At 60.8% G+C, this 16,856-nt stretch carries 20 protein-coding genes; 6 read left to right on the top strand and 14 right to left on the bottom strand.

Annotated features, from left to right (window positions below):
• Positions 1 to 4: 4 nt before the first annotated feature.
• On the bottom strand, positions 5 to 475 hold the full coding sequence (locus VLL26_RS00380; protein WP_342319182.1) for a hypothetical protein: 471 nt from the start codon (positions 473 to 475) through the stop codon (positions 5 to 7).
• Between the two features lie 418 nt (positions 476 to 893).
• Between VLL26_RS00380 and VLL26_RS00375 the strand changes: the two genes are divergently transcribed.
• Both VLL26_RS00375 and VLL26_RS11105 read left to right on the top strand, forming a co-directional pair.
• Positions 894 to 1,154, top strand: coding sequence for a WhiB family transcriptional regulator (locus VLL26_RS00375; protein ID WP_342319181.1), 261 nt, complete (start codon positions 894 to 896; stop codon positions 1,152 to 1,154).
• Positions 1,155 to 1,255: 101 nt separating this feature from the next.
• The gene (locus VLL26_RS11105; protein ID WP_095066802.1) at positions 1,256 to 1,330 is read left to right on the top strand and encodes a 50S ribosomal protein bL37; all 75 of its coding nucleotides are present in this window, start codon (positions 1,256 to 1,258) and stop codon (positions 1,328 to 1,330) included.
• Positions 1,331 to 1,652: 322 nt separating this feature from the next.
• On the opposite strand, the gene VLL26_RS00370 is transcribed toward VLL26_RS11105, so the two are convergent.
• Together VLL26_RS00370 and VLL26_RS00365 are read right to left on the bottom strand one after the other, a co-directional pair.
• Positions 1,653 to 1,928 carry a mycothiol system anti-sigma-R factor gene (locus VLL26_RS00370; protein ID WP_342319180.1) on the bottom strand — a complete coding sequence of 92 codons (276 nt, stop codon included), beginning with the start codon at positions 1,926 to 1,928 and terminating at the stop codon, positions 1,653 to 1,655.
• Positions 1,929 to 2,600: a sigma-70 family RNA polymerase sigma factor gene (locus VLL26_RS00365; protein WP_342319179.1), complete on the bottom strand. Its 672-nt coding sequence runs from the start codon at positions 2,598 to 2,600 to the stop codon at positions 1,929 to 1,931.
• A 95-nt stretch (positions 2,601 to 2,695) separates the two neighbouring features.
• Here VLL26_RS00365 and VLL26_RS00360 point away from each other — a divergent pair, with 95 nt between their 5' ends.
• A complete protein-coding gene (locus VLL26_RS00360; RefSeq protein ID WP_342319178.1) occupies positions 2,696 to 3,163 on the top strand; it encodes an aminoacyl-tRNA deacylase in 468 nt (155 codons plus the stop codon).
• Here the strand turns inward: VLL26_RS00360 and VLL26_RS00355 are convergent.
• Positions 3,136 to 3,795: an SOS response-associated peptidase gene (locus VLL26_RS00355; protein WP_342319177.1), complete on the bottom strand. Its 660-nt coding sequence runs from the start codon at positions 3,793 to 3,795 to the stop codon at positions 3,136 to 3,138. The two genes, VLL26_RS00360 and VLL26_RS00355, sit on opposite strands and share 28 nt — an antisense overlap.
• Before the next feature lie 21 nt (positions 3,796 to 3,816).
• Between VLL26_RS00355 and aroA the strand changes: the two genes are divergently transcribed.
• Together aroA and rsgA are read left to right on the top strand one after the other, a co-directional pair.
• Positions 3,817 to 5,097 (top strand): 3-phosphoshikimate 1-carboxyvinyltransferase, encoded by a 1,281-nt coding sequence (gene aroA / locus VLL26_RS00350; protein WP_342319176.1) that lies wholly within the window; start codon positions 3,817 to 3,819, stop codon positions 5,095 to 5,097.
• Positions 5,097 to 6,122: a ribosome small subunit-dependent GTPase A gene (gene rsgA / locus VLL26_RS00345; RefSeq protein WP_342319175.1), complete on the top strand. Its 1,026-nt coding sequence runs from the start codon at positions 5,097 to 5,099 to the stop codon at positions 6,120 to 6,122. The genes aroA and rsgA overlap by 1 nt, the downstream gene beginning before the upstream one ends.
• On the opposite strand, the gene VLL26_RS00340 is transcribed toward rsgA, so the two are convergent.
• Both VLL26_RS00340 and VLL26_RS00335 read right to left on the bottom strand, forming a co-directional pair.
• Complete coding sequence (locus tag VLL26_RS00340) at positions 6,096 to 6,593, bottom strand: DUF6912 family protein (RefSeq protein ID WP_342319174.1); 498 nt, start codon at positions 6,591 to 6,593, stop codon at positions 6,096 to 6,098. The two genes, rsgA and VLL26_RS00340, sit on opposite strands and share 27 nt — an antisense overlap.
• Complete coding sequence (locus VLL26_RS00335) at positions 6,593 to 7,006, bottom strand: HAD family hydrolase (protein WP_342319173.1); 414 nt, start codon at positions 7,004 to 7,006, stop codon at positions 6,593 to 6,595. Before VLL26_RS00335 ends, VLL26_RS00340 begins: the two co-directional genes overlap by 1 nt.
• 154 nt (positions 7,007 to 7,160) lie before the next feature.
• On the opposite strand from VLL26_RS00335, the gene VLL26_RS00330 reads away from it, so the two are divergent.
• Positions 7,161 to 7,544: a hypothetical protein gene (locus VLL26_RS00330; RefSeq protein ID WP_342319172.1), complete on the top strand. Its 384-nt coding sequence runs from the start codon at positions 7,161 to 7,163 to the stop codon at positions 7,542 to 7,544.
• A 5-nt stretch (positions 7,545 to 7,549) separates the two neighbouring features.
• On the opposite strand, the gene secA is transcribed toward VLL26_RS00330, so the two are convergent.
• The 8 genes from secA to VLL26_RS00290 form a co-directional block, all read right to left on the bottom strand.
• A complete protein-coding gene (secA, locus tag VLL26_RS00325; RefSeq protein WP_342319171.1) occupies positions 7,550 to 10,102 on the bottom strand; it encodes a preprotein translocase subunit SecA in 2,553 nt (850 codons plus the stop codon).
• Positions 10,103 to 10,247: 145 nt separating this feature from the next.
• Positions 10,248 to 10,928: a ribosome hibernation-promoting factor, HPF/YfiA family gene (hpf, locus tag VLL26_RS00320; RefSeq protein ID WP_342319170.1), complete on the bottom strand. Its 681-nt coding sequence runs from the start codon at positions 10,926 to 10,928 to the stop codon at positions 10,248 to 10,250.
• A gap of 107 nt (positions 10,929 to 11,035) precedes the next feature.
• Positions 11,036 to 11,524 (bottom strand): ComF family protein, encoded by a 489-nt coding sequence (locus tag VLL26_RS00315; RefSeq protein WP_342319169.1) that lies wholly within the window; start codon positions 11,522 to 11,524, stop codon positions 11,036 to 11,038.
• A gap of 137 nt (positions 11,525 to 11,661) precedes the next feature.
• Complete coding sequence (locus VLL26_RS00310) at positions 11,662 to 13,374, bottom strand: LpqB family beta-propeller domain-containing protein (protein WP_342319168.1); 1,713 nt, start codon at positions 13,372 to 13,374, stop codon at positions 11,662 to 11,664.
• Positions 13,367 to 14,875: an MtrAB system histidine kinase MtrB gene (gene mtrB / locus VLL26_RS00305; protein WP_425292325.1), complete on the bottom strand. Its 1,509-nt coding sequence runs from the start codon at positions 14,873 to 14,875 to the stop codon at positions 13,367 to 13,369. Before mtrB ends, VLL26_RS00310 begins: the two co-directional genes overlap by 8 nt.
• Before the next feature lie 112 nt (positions 14,876 to 14,987).
• Positions 14,988 to 15,671, bottom strand: a complete 684-nt coding sequence (mtrA, locus tag VLL26_RS00300; protein WP_342319167.1) for an MtrAB system response regulator MtrA — start codon at positions 15,669 to 15,671, stop codon at positions 14,988 to 14,990.
• A 32-nt stretch (positions 15,672 to 15,703) separates the two neighbouring features.
• Positions 15,704 to 16,306: a dTMP kinase gene (locus tag VLL26_RS00295; RefSeq protein WP_342319166.1), complete on the bottom strand. Its 603-nt coding sequence runs from the start codon at positions 16,304 to 16,306 to the stop codon at positions 15,704 to 15,706.
• Positions 16,307 to 16,316: 10 nt separating this feature from the next.
• Positions 16,317 to 16,667, bottom strand: coding sequence for a hypothetical protein (locus tag VLL26_RS00290; protein WP_342319165.1), 351 nt, complete (start codon positions 16,665 to 16,667; stop codon positions 16,317 to 16,319).
• Positions 16,668 to 16,856 lie beyond the last annotated feature (189 nt).

Genomic DNA, 16,856 nt, shown 5'->3' with positions numbered 1-16,856 from the left:
CCCGCTACGCCGGTGCGCGCTGCGCGGCGTAGTGTGAGCGCGCATACTCCCACGAAACAGGGTGAAAGATGCCGCTGAGCACCGCAACCACGGAAACTAGCGTGAGCACTCCCAGAAGGATCGCGCCGCCGCCGAACATGTAGAAGGCCACCCCGCCCAAGATCATCTCGATGAGCACAATCGCCCCGCTGCTTGTCGCGCGACCACGGAAGATACGCTGCGCCGAGTAGGCGACGAAACCGAAAATGATAATGATGAAAAAGGCGGTGCCCAAACCCACGTAGTCGGCGGCGGCGGACTCAGACTCAACACTGGAGTCAGCCACCCCGCGAAGGTTGTTGACAGCCAGCCACCCTGCGTAGAGGAGCAAGGCAACGCACTGGGCTAGCACCACAACGACCGCGAAGCGAAGCGGCGCGGGGGGTGCAAGGTAGGTGGGTGTGTTTACCGGGGTTTCATCTTGCGGCCTAGTCACCCGGCCAGTGTATCCCGCCCACCGATCCGGTTGCCGATTTGCCTTTGCCGGACCTTTCGTGTCAACAAGGATTTAGCTCACAACCGCAGGTAAGGGGCACGACACCGCCTGCGATCCGTCTTTGTTTCGGGACCAAAAGGCACTGCGGCCCCATTTTTATTTATGAATTACATCACTTTTTGGCGTGTAGCTCTAGCGCAAATGTTGAAGTCGTGCCATCATTCTCGGGTAGCGAAAATAAAGACTTAGTTATCTAGGTCTTAACCCCCAGCAAAGCAGGGGTAAACATCAGGGAAACGGGTGGCGCGCAGGCTCCATTCCCTGGAAAACGCCTACCAATGACCAACCTCATCCCGAGGCTGCGTTGGTCTGCTCACCCAATCAACATCCACGCTTAAAAACAAAAGGAGTTATCACTATGGATTGGCGCCACGAAGCAATTTGCCGCGACGAAGACCCAGAACTGTTCTTCCCGGTCGGAAACTCCGGCCCCGCACTGTCCCAAATCGCACAAGCCAAGCTCATCTGCAACCGCTGCCCCGTCACCTCCCGGTGCCTGCAATGGGCACTTGAGACAGGCCAAGACGCCGGCGTATGGGGAGGCCTATCCGAAGAAGAGCGCCGCGCCCTCAAACGCCGCAACAAGCAGCGCGCACGCCGCGCACGCCTCAGCGCCTAAACCACCCCTCCACCTTCCTCTGCCCCGATTACCTGGCTCGACCTCCGAGGCGATAAAGTGGACAAACGATAAAACTCACCAACCTGCTGAAGGAGGCCCCCATGAGCAAGCGTGGTCGCAAGCGTAAGGATCGTCGCAAAAAGAGCGCCAACCGCGGCAAGCGCCCCAACTCTTAAAAAGGGCGGTAGCGCCAAAAACAAAACTCCCCCTGTTTGCCACAGGGGGAGTTTTGTCGTTGCGGCGCAAGCGGCTGGGCAGCAAGCTGCTGAGCATCAAGCTGCTGAGCATCAAGCTGCTGAGCATCAAGCGCGGGGTGGCCCAACCAGCAACGGGCCAAATGTTAGTGAGTAAATGTTTGTCAGTCGAGAAAACAGGCAGGCTAAGGGTTCTTCTACTCGACTGGCAAACATTTACTCACTAACATTTGCTCACAGTGCGCATCCCGGAGCCAGGAAAAGAACCATCACCGAGGACAAAGCAGCCACACTCCCCCAGCGCTCAACGCTCGACGCTGAACCGCGTCACCGAAATCGTCGTGATCGAGGTGATGATGCGCTGACGCAGCGGCTCGGGGGCATGCGCTTCACCGCAGCAGCGGCGCACCAGGCCACGCACCTCCAGTTCGTCGCGCAAATGACTCAGGCAATGCGGACAGGCGGAAAGCTGCTGTTTAATCTCCTGGACGCGCGCGGGGTGGGTGGTGGCGTCGAAAAGCTCGCAGAGAAGCGCGCGCGCTTCGTCGCATTCGCCGGGGTTGTCGTGTTCCGAAGCCATCTACGTGTTCTCCTTTGCGTCGCGCTCGAGACCGATGCCCTGTTCCTGTGCTACGTCCTTCAACATCTCGCGGAGCTGTTTTCTTCCCCGGTGCAGCCGTGACATCACCGTGCCGAGCGGAATGTCCATCACCTCGGAGATTTCCTTGTAGGCCATGCCTTCGACATCGGCGTAGTACACGACCATGCGGTAGTCCTCGTTAATGGAGTTCAGGGCGTCGGAAATGCACGTGTTTGGCATGTTCTTCAGCGCTTCCACCTCGGCTGATTCCAGCCCGGATGAGTCGTGTTTGCTTGAGGTGTAGAGCTGGTAGTCGGTGATTTCTTCGGCGGGCGCTTCGACCGGGCGGCGTTGCTTTTTGCGGTAGGTGTTGATGTACGCGTTCGTCATGATCCGGTACATCCATGCCTTCAAGTTGGTGCCCGGCTTGAAGCTGTCGAAGGCGTTGTAGGCCTTGAGGTAAGTCTCCTGTACTAGGTCTTCCGCGTCTTGCGGGTTTCGCGTCATGCGCAACGCACCGCCGTAGAGCTGGTCGAGAAGCGGCATGGCTTCTTTCGTGAAGCGCTCATTGAGGGAAGTGATGTCCTCTGTGACGTCCGTGCCAGCAGTCTCAGCAGTCTCAGCAGTCTCAGCAGTCTCAGGGGTGTCGGCGGTGTCGGCATTGTCGGCCATGCAGGCCATTGTAGGCCGTAGAATCTTGTGCCATGCAATGCCTCAGCCCGCAACCGGTCCTCGCCTCCGGCTTCTGCAGGAAGGTCTAAACACTTATGGCCGCCAAGACCCGCGCCCTCGATGTGCTCGCCGGCACTGACCATGAGGTGCTCACCTACTCGCCGAGCCAGGATCACTTTGGCCAGCATTCGGTTGACGAACTGGGCCTTGATGCCTCGGCCGTGTTTAAAACACTGGTCGTGGAGGGCCCCGGCGGCGTGCTTGCGATCTGTTGTGTGCCGGTCGCCAGCCAACTCAGCCTGAAGAAGGCCGCGAAGGCGTTGGGGTGGAAGCGCGCCGAGATGGCGCAGCCTGCCCGCGCTGAGCGCGCCACTGGTTATATTGTCGGTGGCATCTCGCCGCTGGGAACCATTACTTCGTTGCCGACGCTTATCGACGCCTCCGCTACCGCTTTGCCCACCATTACCGTCTCCGCTGGAAGGCGGGGCCTGTCGGTCCGGCTTGCTCCGGGTGTGCTCGCGGAGCTATCAGGCGCTCAGTTTGCCGAGATCAGTTCTGGGTAGTCGTTTTTCACGTTGCCTACTTCCCTGGCGGCTTGACGCCATGTGAGATCCGCCGCCGCCCGGGAGGGCGAAAGCAGTTCTTGTGCCGCCTCGCGTGTTCCGTTGACCCACTGCTCTATTTCCCGCGGCAGCAAAAAGAGGGGCAAGCGGTGGTGCAGCCAAGCCATGTTTTCGGTGGCCTCGGTCGTTACCATGGTCGTAGACAAGCGCTCAGCCCCGAGATCCCACAGGGCCGCGGCATAAAGCAAGCCATGTTTCGGGGTGACGTAAAAGGGCTGTTTATGGCTTCCTTCTTGTTTCCATTCGTAGTAGCCGTCGAGGACCATTAAGCCCCGGCGTTTGCTGAAGGCATCACGGAAGGAAGGTTTTTCAGCCACGGTTTCTCCGCGCGCGTTAAACAGCGGCGGGCCGGAATCTTTAGTTTTCCAGTGCGGCACAAGCCCCCAACGGGCGGCGTCGATCTGCGATCCTGAGTCGTGAAAGCGGATCAGGGGCACCTGGTTGGTTGGTGCGATGTTGTAGCGCGGCGGCGGGGTGCCGTCGGGGGCAGAAACGGGTGCCGCTGTTGGCAGGCCTGCCACCTCATCGAGCAGGTCTTGGCCGGTGGTGAAAAGAACGAATCGTCCGCACATGGCTCCATTATGATGTTTTCCATGACTGCTTTGTGGCCCGCGCCGTCCGTGTCTTCCCCGATCACTCACACCCAGCGGGTGCCGGGGTCTAAGTCAATGACCAACCGGGCGTTCATTCTCGCTGCGCTCGCGGACCACCCTTCGACAATTGTTGGGGCTTTGCGCTCCCGCGACACTGACTTGATGCGTCGGGCTTTGGAATCTTTGGGCACCACATTTCAAGACATTGACAGCGATTCGATCCGCGTCGTTCCGGGCCCGCTTGCAACCGCCCAGGTTGATTGTGGGCTGGCGGGCACCGTCATGCGCTTCGTTCCCCCGGTTGCTGCTTTTGCGGCGGGCGAGGTGCTTTTCGACGGCGACGAGCAGGCCCGCGCCCGCCCTATGGGCACCATCCTCGATGCGCTCAGCGCCCTCGGCGTGGAGGTAACTGGCGATTCTTTGCCCTTCACGGTTCACGGTACCGGTTCCGCGCCCGGCGGCCACGTTGCGATCGATGCTTCCGGTTCCTCCCAATTTGTTTCGGGCTTGTTGCTCGCGGCGCCCCGTTTCGACAACGGGGTGAGCGTGCGCCACACAGGGGCTTCACTTCCTTCGCTGCCGCACATCGAAATGACCGTCGATATGCTCCGCCACGCTGGTGTGGATGTTGAGGTTTCGGAAAACACCTGGAAGGTAGCGCCGCAGCCGATAGGTGCGCGCACTTGGCACATCGAGCCGGATTTGTCGAACGCCACACCGTTTCTTGCTGCGGCAGCAATCACAGGCGGTGTGGTCACGGTGCCGCAGTGGCCGACGCGGACCTCTCAGGCTGGCGATGCTATCCGCAGCATCCTGGAGCGTATGGGCTGCGAGGTGGAGCTAGCTGTCGACGGCTCGAGCCACAGTTTGACAGTGCGCGGCCCGCAGCGCGGCACGCTGCGCGGCATCAGTTTGGACATGGGCGATATCGGCGAGCTCACTCCCACTGTCGCTGCTCTCGCCACCCAGGCCACCAGCCCCAGCGAGTTGACCGGTATTGCGCACTTACGTGGCCATGAAACGGACCGCCTCAAGGCGCTGACGGAGGAGATCAACAACTTGGGCGGCGACTGCGAGGAGCTTGCCGACGGTCTGCTGATCCGCCCCGCTGCCCTCCACGGCGGCACCTGGCATTCCTACGCCGATCACCGCATGGCTACCGCGGGCGCCATCATCGGGTTAAACGTCGCCGGCATCAACGTGGAGAATATTCAAACGACTGCAAAGACACTTCCAGGATTCGAAAACATGTGGGCGGAGATGGTGGGGGATGAGGCTTAATGCGCCGTAGCCTTGCCGACTATGACGAGTCCGACGTCCACGTTCGCCCTGGGAAAGGTTCGCGGCCCCGCTCCAAGGATCGGCCGCTTCACGCCAACGCGTTAAGTGGCATGGTAGTTACAAAAGACCGCGGGCGTTGGGGGGTTGTGCTCGACGAGTCGGACACAGTCGTACAGTGTATGCGCGCCCGCGAACTTAAGCGCGTTTCCATCGAAGTCGGCGACCGAGTCGGCGTGGTGGGCGATACCTCCGGGAAGAAAGACACCTTGGCGCGCATTGTCAAACGCGAAAAGCGTTCTTCGGTGCTGCGCCGAACCGCCGACGACACTGACCCCTACGAGCGCATCATCGTCGCCAATGCGGAGCTGCTCCTCATTGTGGTGGCTGTAGCTGATCCCCCACCACGCACGGGTTTTGTTGAGCGCGCCCTGATCGCCGCCTTCGTCGGAGGGCTCACCCCGATAGTTTGCCTGACCAAGTCTGACCTGGCCGACCCAGCCGTGTTTCGCGCGGAACTTGAAGATCTCGACGTCGAAGTTTTCGAGGTCGGTGTCGAAGATTCGGTAGATAAACTCACCGACACCATTACGGGACGCCTGTCCGCGTTGATCGGACATTCGGGTGTGGGCAAATCTACTCTGACTAACCGTATTGTGCCGCAGGCTGAGCGCGAAACCGGGGAAGTTTCCGGGGTGGGCAAGGGCCGCCACACCTCCACTCAGTCCGTGGCGTTGGAACTGCCGGGCGGTGGCTGGATCATCGACACGCCGGGCATCCGTTCCTTCGGCCTAGCCCACGTTGCGCCGGAGCAGATCGTCCGGGTCTTTCCCGACCTCAAAGAAGCCGCCGAAGCCTGCCCACGCGACTGCTCGCACTTGGGTCCGCCCGCAGATCCTGAGTGCGCTTGGGATCTTCTCGACCCCAACTCGGTCACGCACCGCCGCGCGCAAGCTACCAGGCGGTTGTTGGAGGCGCTGCATTCGAATAATGACTGGGAGTTAAAGCAGCTCGACGAGAAAAGGTAATTCGCTCGGGTCGTAGAAAGCCATGTAGTTATCCTGGGCATCGCCCACAATGAGTTCTGCGTCTTCGTCGCCGAGCTCGGCGGCATCAATGTTCGCAATCGCAGCGGCGGTGGCTTCCTCCGCCTCGCGGATATCTACGTGCAACGCGGCGACCTCTGTGACTTCGACCGGGGCGGCGAGCTTGACCACAGACTCACCCATCTCGGGGTGGCCTTCAGCCGTATCAACATCGGCTGAAATGACCACGCGGCGGTGCGGGAAGTCCGCTTCATCGCCGGCGGTGAGCAACCGGATGGAGGTGCGCGCCGCCTCGTCGAAGGCGATCGCTTCAAGCTCCTCTACGTCACCCGAGGTGTAGAACTCTGTGAGCTCAGGGGTGACGGCGAAGGCCCAACCACCGCGGGCGTGGATCAGGCCGTCGGAGTCGAGGGACTTCAGCATCCCGAAGGTCGCCGGAATGTAGACCCGCACTAAAACTCTCCCGGAATGTCGAACAGCGTCTGGATTTCCACCGCGGTGCGGTCAAAAGCTGTGTGCAAAATACCGATCATGCCGTGTTCGACGGCCGCGCGGACGTTCATAATGTCGTCATCAACCATGACGCAGTCGCTGAGGGGGACGTCGAGGGCGTTGGAAGCGCCTTGGAATGCGGCCCGCTCCGGTTTTTCCCACCCGATCTCGCCGGAGAGGACTACGGCGTCGACGATGCCACGGAACTCCCACTCACGGATTTTCTCAGCGGTTTCGCCGCTGCTTTCCGCGTTGGAGAGAATAGCGGTGCCGATATCTTGGCTGCGAACAGCTTCGATCAGTGCGATCCAGCGTTTCTTGTCCTCCGGGTCAAGATCCAGCACTCCCGCGTAGTCGATAATCAGTGCCTGCATTCGGTGTAATCCGCCTCTTTCATAGGTTCTTTGAGTCTGCTCACTTTAATGTGCCGTATCGCGGGCACGACAGCACTCGCGAGTGACACAATACTACCTACCCCAACCAGCGTCCGTCCCCTCCAAACAAGCCTTCCGTGGAGGAAACTTTTCCATGTACTACCCAGTTCCCGGACACCAGCACATCAAGGTGCTCATCCCGAGCCGTCCGAAGTGGCCCGATATTTCCGTGGTGCCCGCCACCCGACCCGCACGAGTTCCAGCACGCCACGCGCCACCTTTGGTCAAAGTCGCGCTCGACGCCGCCTTCGGTATGCGCGAGGCCAAAGCGCTACGCGCCGCTTTGTACTCCCCCGGCGTGCGCAGCCACATCAACGCCAGGAGAAAGACCAACGCCGCCACCGGACAGGTACGTGTGTTGAGCTGCCATGCGCGCGAGGGCGGGGAGTTTTTCGGCACCGTCCTCGTTGGGTCGCGACGCTACGCTTTCGCCGCACGCATCGTCGGTAAGACCCTCGTTTCTTTCCGAGTGCTCTAGCGGGTTTAGGCGCTAGTTGAGCCGCTCTCCGACGTCTCCTGCGGCTGCTCGAACTGGCGGCGCATCATGAATAGTTGGCGCACAGTCTCCTCCTGCACAGCCTCGTTCATGGCCTGGAACATGTCGCCGCCTTCCTTCTGGTACTCCACCAGCGGGTCGCGCTGCGCCATGGCGCGTAGGCCGATGCCCTCCTTGAGGTAGTCCATCTCGTAGAGGTGCTCGCGCCACTTGGTGTCAATAATCGGCAAAATCACCATCCGTTCCATGTTGCGCATCTGAGCCTCGCCGCCGATAGCAGAGACATTTTCCTCAAGCTGATCGTACTGCTTCTGCGCGTCGTCGATGAGCGCTTCGCGCAACTCAGCGGCCGAAAGCTCGCCGGAGCGGCCGAACTGGTCGCCGTCGATAAGCTCCTGCGCTGAAATGGTCGGGCCGTAAAGCGAATCGAGCGCGTTCCACAGCTCGTCTAAGTCCCAATCCTCCACATAACCTTCAGCAGTGGCGCCGTCGGCATAAGCCCCCACCGTGTCTGTGATCATGCGACGAACCTGGTCCTTGATGTCTTTGGAGTCGAGGATTTCCTGGCGCTCACGGTAGACCACCTTGCGCTGTTCGTTTAGCACCTCGTCGTACTTCAACACGTTCTTGCGCATCTCAAAGTTCTGGTTCTCCACCTGCGCCTGCGCACCCTTAATGGAGTTGGTCACCATCTTCGCCTCAATCGGCACATCATCCGGCACATTGAGACGATTCATCATGTTCTCCATCGACTGACCGACGAAACGCACCATCAAATCATCGCGCATGGACAGATAAAAACGAGTCTCACCGGGATCACCCTGGCGGCCGGAACGTCCACGAAGCTGGTTGTCGATGCGGCGAGACTCGTGGCGCTCGGTACCAATAACGTAGAGGCCGCCACTTTCGCGGACCTGATCACCCAGCTTCTTCGACTTCTCCTTCGCCTGCGGCAACTGCGCGTTCCACGCCTCCTGGTACTCCTCCTCATTTTCAAAGGGATCCAAACCCTGGCTTTTCAGCTTCGCGTCGAGCAAAACTTCCGGGTTGCCGCCGAGCACAATATCGGTACCACGGCCAGCCATGTTCGTCGAAACGGTGACCTTGCCGGGCAGGCCCGCCTCCGCGATGATGCGGCCTTCCTCCTCGTGGTACTTCGCATTGAGCACATTGTGCTTGATTCCCTTACGGGTCAGTAGCTGAGACAGGTACTCGGAACGCTCCACCGAGGTCGTGCCCACGAGGACCGGCTGGCCCTTCTCCACGTGCTCCGCAATGTCTTCGGCGACCGCCGCAAACTTCGCCTCTTGAGTTTTATAAATGAGGTCATCGCGGTCAACGCGCTGGTTCGGTCGGTTCGGCGGGATCGCCACCACATCGAGGCCGTAAATTTGGTGTAGCTCAGCAGCCTCAGTCTCGGCAGTACCCGTCATCCCGGCAAGCTTGTCGTAAAGGCGGAAGTAGTTTTGCAGTGTGACCGTGGCGAGAGTCTGGTTTTCGCTTTTGATCTCCACGTTTTCCTTAGCCTCAATGGCCTGGTGCATACCTTCGTTGTAGCGGCGCCCTGCCAACACACGCCCGGTGAAACTGTCAACAATAAGCACCTCACCTTGGCGGATGATGTAGTCCTTGTCTCGCTCAAAAAGCTCTTTCGCCTTCAAAGAGTTGTTGAGGTAGCTGACCAACTGGGAGTGCTCCGGGGCGTAGAGATTGTCAATGCCGAGCTGGTCCTCGACATATTCCACGCCTTCCTCACTGACACCGATGGTGCGCTTGCGGCGATCCACCTCGTAGTGGATGCCCTCGCGCATGCGGGGCGCTAGCTGGGCAAAGACGGTGTAGAACTGGCTGGAGCCGTCCACCGGCCCGGAAATGATCAACGGAGTTCGGGCCTCGTCGATAAGGATAGAGTCGACCTCGTCGACAATGGCGAAGCTGTGGCCACGCTGCACCATGTCGCTGATCGAGCGGGTCATGTTGTCACGCAAGTAGTCGAAGCCCAGCTCGTTGTTGGTGCCGTAGGTGATGTCGGCGGCGTACGCCAACTTGCGCTGCGGCGGGCGCAGATCAGAGAGAATAACGCCGACCTCCAGGCCGAGGAAGTGGTGCACACGGCCCATCATCTCAGCGTCACGCTTGGCCAAGTAGTCGTTGACGGTAACGATGTGCACACCCTTGCCACCCATGCCGTTGAGGTAGGCGGGAAGAACAGACGTCAGGGTTTTGCCCTCGCCGGTTTTCATCTCAGCGACGGAGCCGAAGTGCAGGGCCGCACCACCCATGATCTGGACCTTGTAGTGCTTCTGCCCCAACACGCGCCATGAGGCTTCACGGGCGGTGGCGAAGGCGTCGACGAGGATGTCGTCGAGGGAGGCACCGTCGGCAAGCTGCTCTTTAAATTCCGCGGTCTTCGCCTTGAGCTCGTCGTCGCTCAAAGAGGCGTACTCGTCCTCAAGAGCGATGACCTGGTCTGCGATTTTGCCAAGACGCTTCACAGTCCGGCCTTCACCGGCACGGAGCAGCTTTGAGAGTCCAAACACGTGCGTTGTGTCCTTCGTTCAGTGGAATCGAATGAATGTCAAAATTTAATTGTACGCCCGTGAAGTTCTAGCACAGACTACGTGGGCGTACTATTGCATTACAAAAGCCGCCCAGGTAGCTGGGCGGCTTGGGTGGCGCAGCGGATTATTTCTCGCTGGCGCTGTCCTCATGCGCCAAGGCAATGAGGCCGTAGTCATAAGCATGACGGCGATACACTACGGACGGACGTTGGGTTTCCTCATCAATAAAGAGGTAGAAGTCGTGGCCGACCAACTCCATCTCGGAGAGGGCGTCATCCACGCTCATCGGGGTAGCGGGGTGCTCCTTGCGGCGCACAACCTGGCCTGGCTGGAAGTCCTCGACGAGGGCCGCGTAAGGATCAGCATCTTGCTCCTCGACTTCCCTGGCCCGTGCCTCGCGTGCCTCAGCCTCAAGTTCGGCGGCAATCTCGCCGGTGGATTTCGGGGCGCGGTGGCCGGAGCGGGAAATCTCGCGGCGCACCTTCACCTTGCGCAGGGAACGCTCCAGCTTGCCCACTGCGGATTCCAGCGCAGCGTAGAAACTGTCCTCGCGCGCTTCGGCGCGGGCGAGGTGGCCCTTGCCGGTCGCGGTGATCTGGATACGCTGGGCCTGCGCCTCACGGCGGGGGTTCGGCTCGTGGAGCAGCTCCACGTGGAAGAAAGTCAGGGTCGGGTCAAGTTTCTCGATCTTGGCGAGCTTGGTGTTGACGCGGTCCTGGAAGTGCTCAGGGACTTCAACGTTTCGTCCGGTGATGGTGACCTGGGCGGCCGGGCTCAGGACTGCGTTGCTGTCTGCAGAGGTCATCTGCGTCCTCCCTTGAGTAGTAGGAACTGGAGTCGTCGCATCTGCAACTACTGCCCACTATACAAATGGTCATAACCATTCGGAACAGTAGGCTGCAATTACTCTCACTATGCCGCGCACAATGCGAGGCAGGCCACGACATCGCCGCCGCAAGCCAAAAGCTTTTCGACGCTCACCTGAAGCGTCGCCCCCGTAGTGACCACATCATCCACCACAATTAGTGGCCCAGAAGGCACCGGTGTGCGCGTCTTAACCAACACGTTGCCGGCGAGGTTGGCGCGGCGCTCCTGCGCGGTCAACGTCGACTGGTCCGTAGTGCGCGGCGCTAAACTAAGCCCCGGCCACACCGGATACCCCGAAGCCCGACAAAACGCCTCCACGGGATCTCCCCCGCGCGAACGCGCCGCCGCGGCGCGCGTCGGCGCAGGCACCAGCACGACACCGGGCGGGATGTCGCCGCGGACTTGCAGGTACTCTATTCCGGCCGCGAGCACAGCCCCGATTTTTGCCCGCAGCGCAAGGTTGCGCTGCTCCTTCATAGACAACACCACCCCGCGGTGTGCGTCCGCATAGGGCCCAAATGCGAACACGGGCACGTGTGGGTGGGTAGGCGGGCTCATCCTGGCAGGCGGGCGCGCCAGGGTGAGCCGACACTTGCTGCACAGGCGCTGCCCCGGCGCGCCGCATCCGCCGCAACGCTTAGGCAAGACCAGCTCCAGCACCACTTTTCCACCTAATTCGTGGTGATTGGCAAAGAGCGCACCCCTTGCAGACCGGGCACCTCACGCCAGTTGGGGCTTTCCGACGCCCCAGAAACAGGAAGTTGGAGAGTTCCGTTGGCGTCGGTGGCGTAATACATATTTGAGGAGGCGGCCACAGCCACGACTGGCGCGGTGAGGTTCCCGCTTGGCAAGGTGGTGGTCGACGACCCGTCCTGTTCCACTCGAACGATCGGTGAGCTGGCGTTGCTGGTGCCCACCACAAGCGAGCCGTCGGGGCCCCACTCGGCGGAAATGATGCTTCCTCCCAGATCGGAGGCGTACTCGAGGATGTTGACGATGGAGCGTTTGCCTGCGTCGTCTTGGTCTACCACCCCGGTGTAGAGGCGACCATCGACTACGAGCGCGGCGCGCGCACCGGTGCGCGATAGGCGCAGCACACTGATGGAGCCCTCGGTGCCCTCGGGCAGTTCAGCGTCGACCTCGCTGCTGACTACTTCCCCGGTCGCGGCGGAGCGCACGGTGCGCACGATGCGTTCGCCGTCGGCGACAACCCACACCGCGGATGGGTCCGCCTCGAAACTTGGGCGGGTGAAGTTCTTGCCGCGGGCAACCTCATGGTTGAAGCCGCCGATCACGCCGATGGCGAAGCGTTGCTCGCCTTCCTTGCCGCGCACCACGGCATAGGTCGCATTGCTGCCAATGTCGGCCGAGGCGATGTCTGCGCTGGCCCCCAATCTACCGGCGACCGGCTTGGCCTCTCCCCCGCTGACAAGGAGCAGGTTGCCGTTGGACAGCGCATAAGTCTCCTCCTCTCCGAGCGGATCGGACACGGGGCTGACGTCGACAAAATCGTCGGTGCTCACGCTGTCAATGCCGGCAATGAGCGGATCGCCGTCCGCTTTGATCGTGATGGGCCCGGAGGTTCCGGCGCTGGAGAGCATCCACACCACCTCGGCGGCAAAGCGCAGACGCTCCTCCTCGTCGACGGAACCGAAACCGGAAAAGTTATACGCCCCGTCCTTGAAACCGACAAAGGCGGCGTCGCCCGGGATGTCGAAGCGCACGGCTGGTTTGATGCGCTCGGAGGGGCCGTCGAGAAGCATTGTCAGGAGCTGACTGTCCAACGAAGAACGCTCGTTGTAAACCCAGCGCCGATCCGAGACAAGGTCGTCGCCTTGGACGTTGAAGAAGTAAAGGTTGTGCGGCTGGTACTTGTTGCGCATTTCGGTGCGCTCCATGACGATGCCGTTGGGCAGCGAGGAGATACGCCACTCCCCGTCTACCTGCTCAAGTTCCACCTTGGAATCGTAAAGCGCCCGGTTCGGGGTAAACACTCCGCCGGAGCGCAACTCTCCGATGACGTTGCCCTGCACACTAAAGCTGCGCTTGACACCCGTTCCCCCGGCGACAGTGTTGATGCTGAGCCTATCGACGATCATCGCGGTATCCGTCGGCTGCCACGCCGCCCGCGCCTGCTCCGTGAGGAAGCTGCGGGCCGCCTCGTAGTTAGAGGTAGGCACCGCAGAAGCGGCGAAGAAGTCGCGCAGAAGCAAATCCGGCTCCGCGCCAGGCTTCGGGGCAATAACCGGCGCGGGGGTTTCCTGCGGCTGGAAGCTGCGGATCACGTGCGGCTCGGTGTTCGACGGCAGCGTCGCGCACGATGCCGCGAACCCGATCATCGGGACGGACGAAAGCGCCACGATACGGCAAAGACTTCTAAACATCGGAGGGCTCCTTCGGCTTCGGCGCTGCCGGGGGTTGGAGCTCGACCGGGGGTTGGAGCTCGACCGGGGCTTGAAGCTCGACCGGGGCTTGGGTATAGCCCCGGTCGGGGTCGCGCGGCAAAACCAGCCGGAACTGCGAACCCACGTCAGGGACTCCAACAGCGTCGAGGGTTCCGCGGTGGAGCTGGGCGTCCTCCCGGGCGATGGCCAGACCAAGCCCGGTGCCCCCGGAGTGGCGCTTGCGGGATTTGTCCGCCCGCCAGAAGCGGTTAAACACAAGGTCTTCTTGGCCCGGCTTCAATCCGACACCGTGGTCTGTGACGGTAATGGCAACGGCTTCCTCATTGCTCGCCAGGGCGACATCCACCGGGTTGCCCTCCGAGTGGTCGATAGCGTTAGCCAAAAGGTTTCTCACGATACGCTCAATGCGGCGGGCATCGCCCTTAATCATCACCGGTTCCTCCGGGACGGTGAAGGTGACCTCCACGTTGAGTTCTTCTGCAAGGTGCTCAGTTTGCTGCCACGCCGACTGCACCGGAGTCCTCACGTCGAGTTCTGCGGTGGCCAGGTCAGCCACGCCCGCATCGTGGCGGGAGATCTCCAAAAGGTCGCCGAGTAATTCTTCGAAGCGGTCGAGTTCGCGGGTCATTAGTTGCGAGGCACGCTTGGTGTGGCCTTCGAGGCTGTCTTCCTCGGCAGCGATCATGTCGGCTGCCATGCGCACGGTGGTCAGCGGGGTGCGCAGCTCATGGGAAACGTCTGAGGTAAATTGGCGCTGCAGGTCGCCGTATTCCTCCAACTGATTGATCTGGCGAGAGATCTTATCCGCCATGTTGTTGAAGGACATAGCCAGGCGAGCCATTTCGTCTTCGCCGTCGACAGCCATGCGCTCGCGCAAATACCCGGCAGCGAAACGCTCCGCGGTGCGCGAGGCGGAGCGCACCGGTGCAACGATCTGCTGGGAAGCCAACCACGCGATGCCCACCAGCAAAACAACCACCACGATGGAGGCGGTGGCGAGCAGGCCCTGCAACAGCGCCAGCGTCGCCGTTTCGCTTTCCATATTCATCACCAGGTAAAGCTGAAGGTCCGGGATTTCCGCGCTGGTGGGTGTGCCGATGATCAAGGCGTTGTAGGTGGAGCCGTCGGCCCGGTCGACGGAGGCGAATTGGTAGGCGACGTTGCCCTCGGACACGAAGTTCTGCAGCCGACGCGGGATGATAAAGCCCTCCGGCGAGGACATAACTGGCCCACCCTCGCCTTGAATCAGGAGCACCGGCTCGTAGACGGCGGTGGCGTCTGTGTTTTGTTGGGAGCGCTGTGCCACTGCGGTGCGTGCGGCGTTAAGCCGCGTCTGAGTTGATGTCGATGTCCCGGAGCTGTCGATCTGTTCTTCCACCACACTGCGGGCTCGGTCTACTTCGGCGGAGGCCAGGTCGATTTTTGTGGCGGTGATGCGCTGGGTCACTACAGATGCCAGCGCGAAGCCAAGCACGAACATCACGGCCGTCGAAACAATGAGCACTGACCCGACGAAGCGGACCTGCAGGGAAGTACGCCAGTTTTCGGCGATGCGCTCCCTGAGTTGGCGCAGCGGATAGGTTTTCAGAGGTCTACGCCTCCGTCTTGCCCGTCTTGTAGCCCACGCCACGCACCGTCAGGATGATCTCCGGGTTTTCCGGGTCCTTTTCAATCTTCGAGCGCAAACGCTGCACGTGGACGTTGACTAAGCGTGTGTCTGAGGCATTGCGGTAGCCCCAGACGGTCTCTAGCAGTTCCTCGCGGGAGTGGACTTGGTTGGGCTTTCGTGCCATCTCCAGCAGGAGATCGAACTCAAGGGGGGTGAGCTGGATTTCCTTTCCGCCGCGGGTGACCATGTGCTGCGGAACATCGATGGTGAGGTCACCGACGTTGAGCACCTCCGCGGGTTCTTCGTCGGTGCGGCGCAGACGGGCACGGATACGGGCAATGAGCTCTTTAGGTTTGAAGGGTTTTGTTATGTAATCGTCCGCTCCCGACTCCAACCCAAGTACGACGTCGACGGTGTCGGTTTTTGCGGTGAGCATGACTATCGGCAACGCTGATTCCTTGCGGATCTCTCGGCAGATGTCCACGCCGTTCATTCCGGGCAGCATGAGGTCAAGCAGGATCAGGTCGGGGCCGTATTCACGGAAGGCGCCGATGGCCTCGGCCCCGTCCATTACCGGCAGCGTTTCGAACCCTTCGGACTCCAGCACAATGGTTAACATCTCGTTGATGGCTGGGTCGTCATCGACCACCAGAATCTTCGGCAACATCGCTGCTCCTTAACTATGCAAAGTTGCACACTTCAGATTGTGGCAACTGTCTGAATGATAGTTTGTGGCTCGTTGGCGCGCACCCACCGACTCCCCCAGCCTGCTTCCGCGAGCTCGACGTAAGCGGCGAAAGTGTCGTGCTGCAGCCGCTGGTTGCGTTCGTAGCGGTCGCGGGTGCGGGAGGCATCGCTTGCTTCTCGACGTTCAGCTCGCCGCCGCGCCTCATCTGGCGGGGTGTCCACCAGTACATGCAGGTCCGGCACCGGCAGGCCAAGGCGTTCAAACTCAAGGTCGTGGACCCACTGCGCCGCCGAGCCTTCGCCCGTGCGCGCGACCGTGTAAGCCGCGTTCGACGCGACGTAACGGTCCAAGATGAGTAAGCGTTTTGCGTCGTTGACGTAGAGTTCGAGGAGTTCTTTTGCCCCCGCGCGATCGAGCGCGAAGATGGTCGCCATGCCGTAGGCGGAGTCCGCGAGATCCCCCATCTTGCCGTGCAAGGCGTCGCGGGCGATGTCGGCGTGGACGGATTGGCCGTAGCGCGGAAAAGATAACGTGTCGGCGCCGAGGGCGTCGCGCAGTGCCACAACCAGGGTGTTTTTTCCTGCGCCGTCGATGCCTTCTACTGCAATAATCACGGGGCGAAGTCTAGGACAAAGCCTCGATGAATTGGTCGATGTCTGCTTCGGTGTCAACGTTTTCGAGCAGTGCGGCAGCCGCCTCGGACAGCTTTTCGTCGACACCCGAAAAGCCGCCACGAATGAAGGTGTAGTTGTCGGCGATCTCGCCGGCGCTGAAGGGTGCTCCCACCCAGATCGCAACCAAAGTCGCCGCTGCTCGGCCATTGTCAAGCTCATCATTACTGACGGAGACGCCCGAAGCGAGGAAGACGGCGTCGCGCACGCCCTCGACGATCTCCTCAGTGTCGAGTTCTGAAAGCTCGTCGAGAAACTCAGCGTTGGCTTCCGTGGAGAAAATCAAGCTGTCCCAGGTGCTCATGAGGTGCTCCTTCAAGATCGCGGCTATGTTTGACATCTCTTATTTCTTATTTACGTACTTGCCGGAAACTTTAGCGCGAAAATCCCGGCCCCGTCCGGTCGAAGCACTACTCGCCACCTCGAAAAGCTTTGATAGTGACGCCCCTCACGTGCTCAAGGTCTGTGCTATACAAAGCGATTGTCCTGTTAT

Source organism: Corynebacterium sp. BD556 (assembly GCF_038452275.1).
Classification (GTDB): domain Bacteria; phylum Actinomycetota; class Actinomycetes; order Mycobacteriales; family Mycobacteriaceae; genus Corynebacterium; species Corynebacterium mayonis.
Note: the sequence above shows the minus strand (reverse complement) of the source record. Positions and strands in the feature narration are given on the sequence as shown.

What these genes read in the sequence shown, in the direction of transcription:
- VLL26_RS00375 (WP_342319181.1), top strand. Translation starts at nt 894, where the DNA reads ATGGATTGGCGCCACGAAGCAATTTGCCGCGACGAAGACCCAGAACTG.
- VLL26_RS00370 (WP_342319180.1), bottom strand. Translation starts at nt 1,928, where the DNA reads ATGGCTTCGGAACACGACAACCCCGGCGAATGCGACGAAGCGCGCGCG.
- VLL26_RS00365 (WP_342319179.1), bottom strand. Translation starts at nt 2,600, where the DNA reads ATGGCCGACAATGCCGACACCGCCGACACCCCTGAGACTGCTGAGACT.
- VLL26_RS00360 (WP_342319178.1), top strand. Translation starts at nt 2,696, where the DNA reads ATGGCCGCCAAGACCCGCGCCCTCGATGTGCTCGCCGGCACTGACCAT.
- VLL26_RS00355 (WP_342319177.1), bottom strand. Translation starts at nt 3,795, where the DNA reads ATGTGCGGACGATTCGTTCTTTTCACCACCGGCCAAGACCTGCTCGAT.
- aroA (WP_342319176.1), top strand. Translation starts at nt 3,817, where the DNA reads ATGACTGCTTTGTGGCCCGCGCCGTCCGTGTCTTCCCCGATCACTCAC.
- rsgA (WP_342319175.1), top strand. Translation starts at nt 5,097, where the DNA reads ATGCGCCGTAGCCTTGCCGACTATGACGAGTCCGACGTCCACGTTCGC.
- VLL26_RS00335 (WP_342319173.1), bottom strand. Translation starts at nt 7,006, where the DNA reads ATGCAGGCACTGATTATCGACTACGCGGGAGTGCTGGATCTTGACCCG.
- VLL26_RS00330 (WP_342319172.1), top strand. Translation starts at nt 7,161, where the DNA reads ATGTACTACCCAGTTCCCGGACACCAGCACATCAAGGTGCTCATCCCG.
- hpf (WP_342319170.1), bottom strand. Translation starts at nt 10,928, where the DNA reads ATGACCTCTGCAGACAGCAACGCAGTCCTGAGCCCGGCCGCCCAGGTC.
- VLL26_RS00310 (WP_342319168.1), bottom strand. Translation starts at nt 13,374, where the DNA reads ATGTTTAGAAGTCTTTGCCGTATCGTGGCGCTTTCGTCCGTCCCGATG.
- mtrB (WP_425292325.1), bottom strand. Translation starts at nt 14,875, where the DNA reads ATGTTCGTGCTTGGCTTCGCGCTGGCATCTGTAGTGACCCAGCGCATC.
- mtrA (WP_342319167.1), bottom strand. Translation starts at nt 15,671, where the DNA reads ATGTTGCCGAAGATTCTGGTGGTCGATGACGACCCAGCCATCAACGAG.
- VLL26_RS00290 (WP_342319165.1), bottom strand. Translation starts at nt 16,667, where the DNA reads ATGAGCACCTGGGACAGCTTGATTTTCTCCACGGAAGCCAACGCTGAG.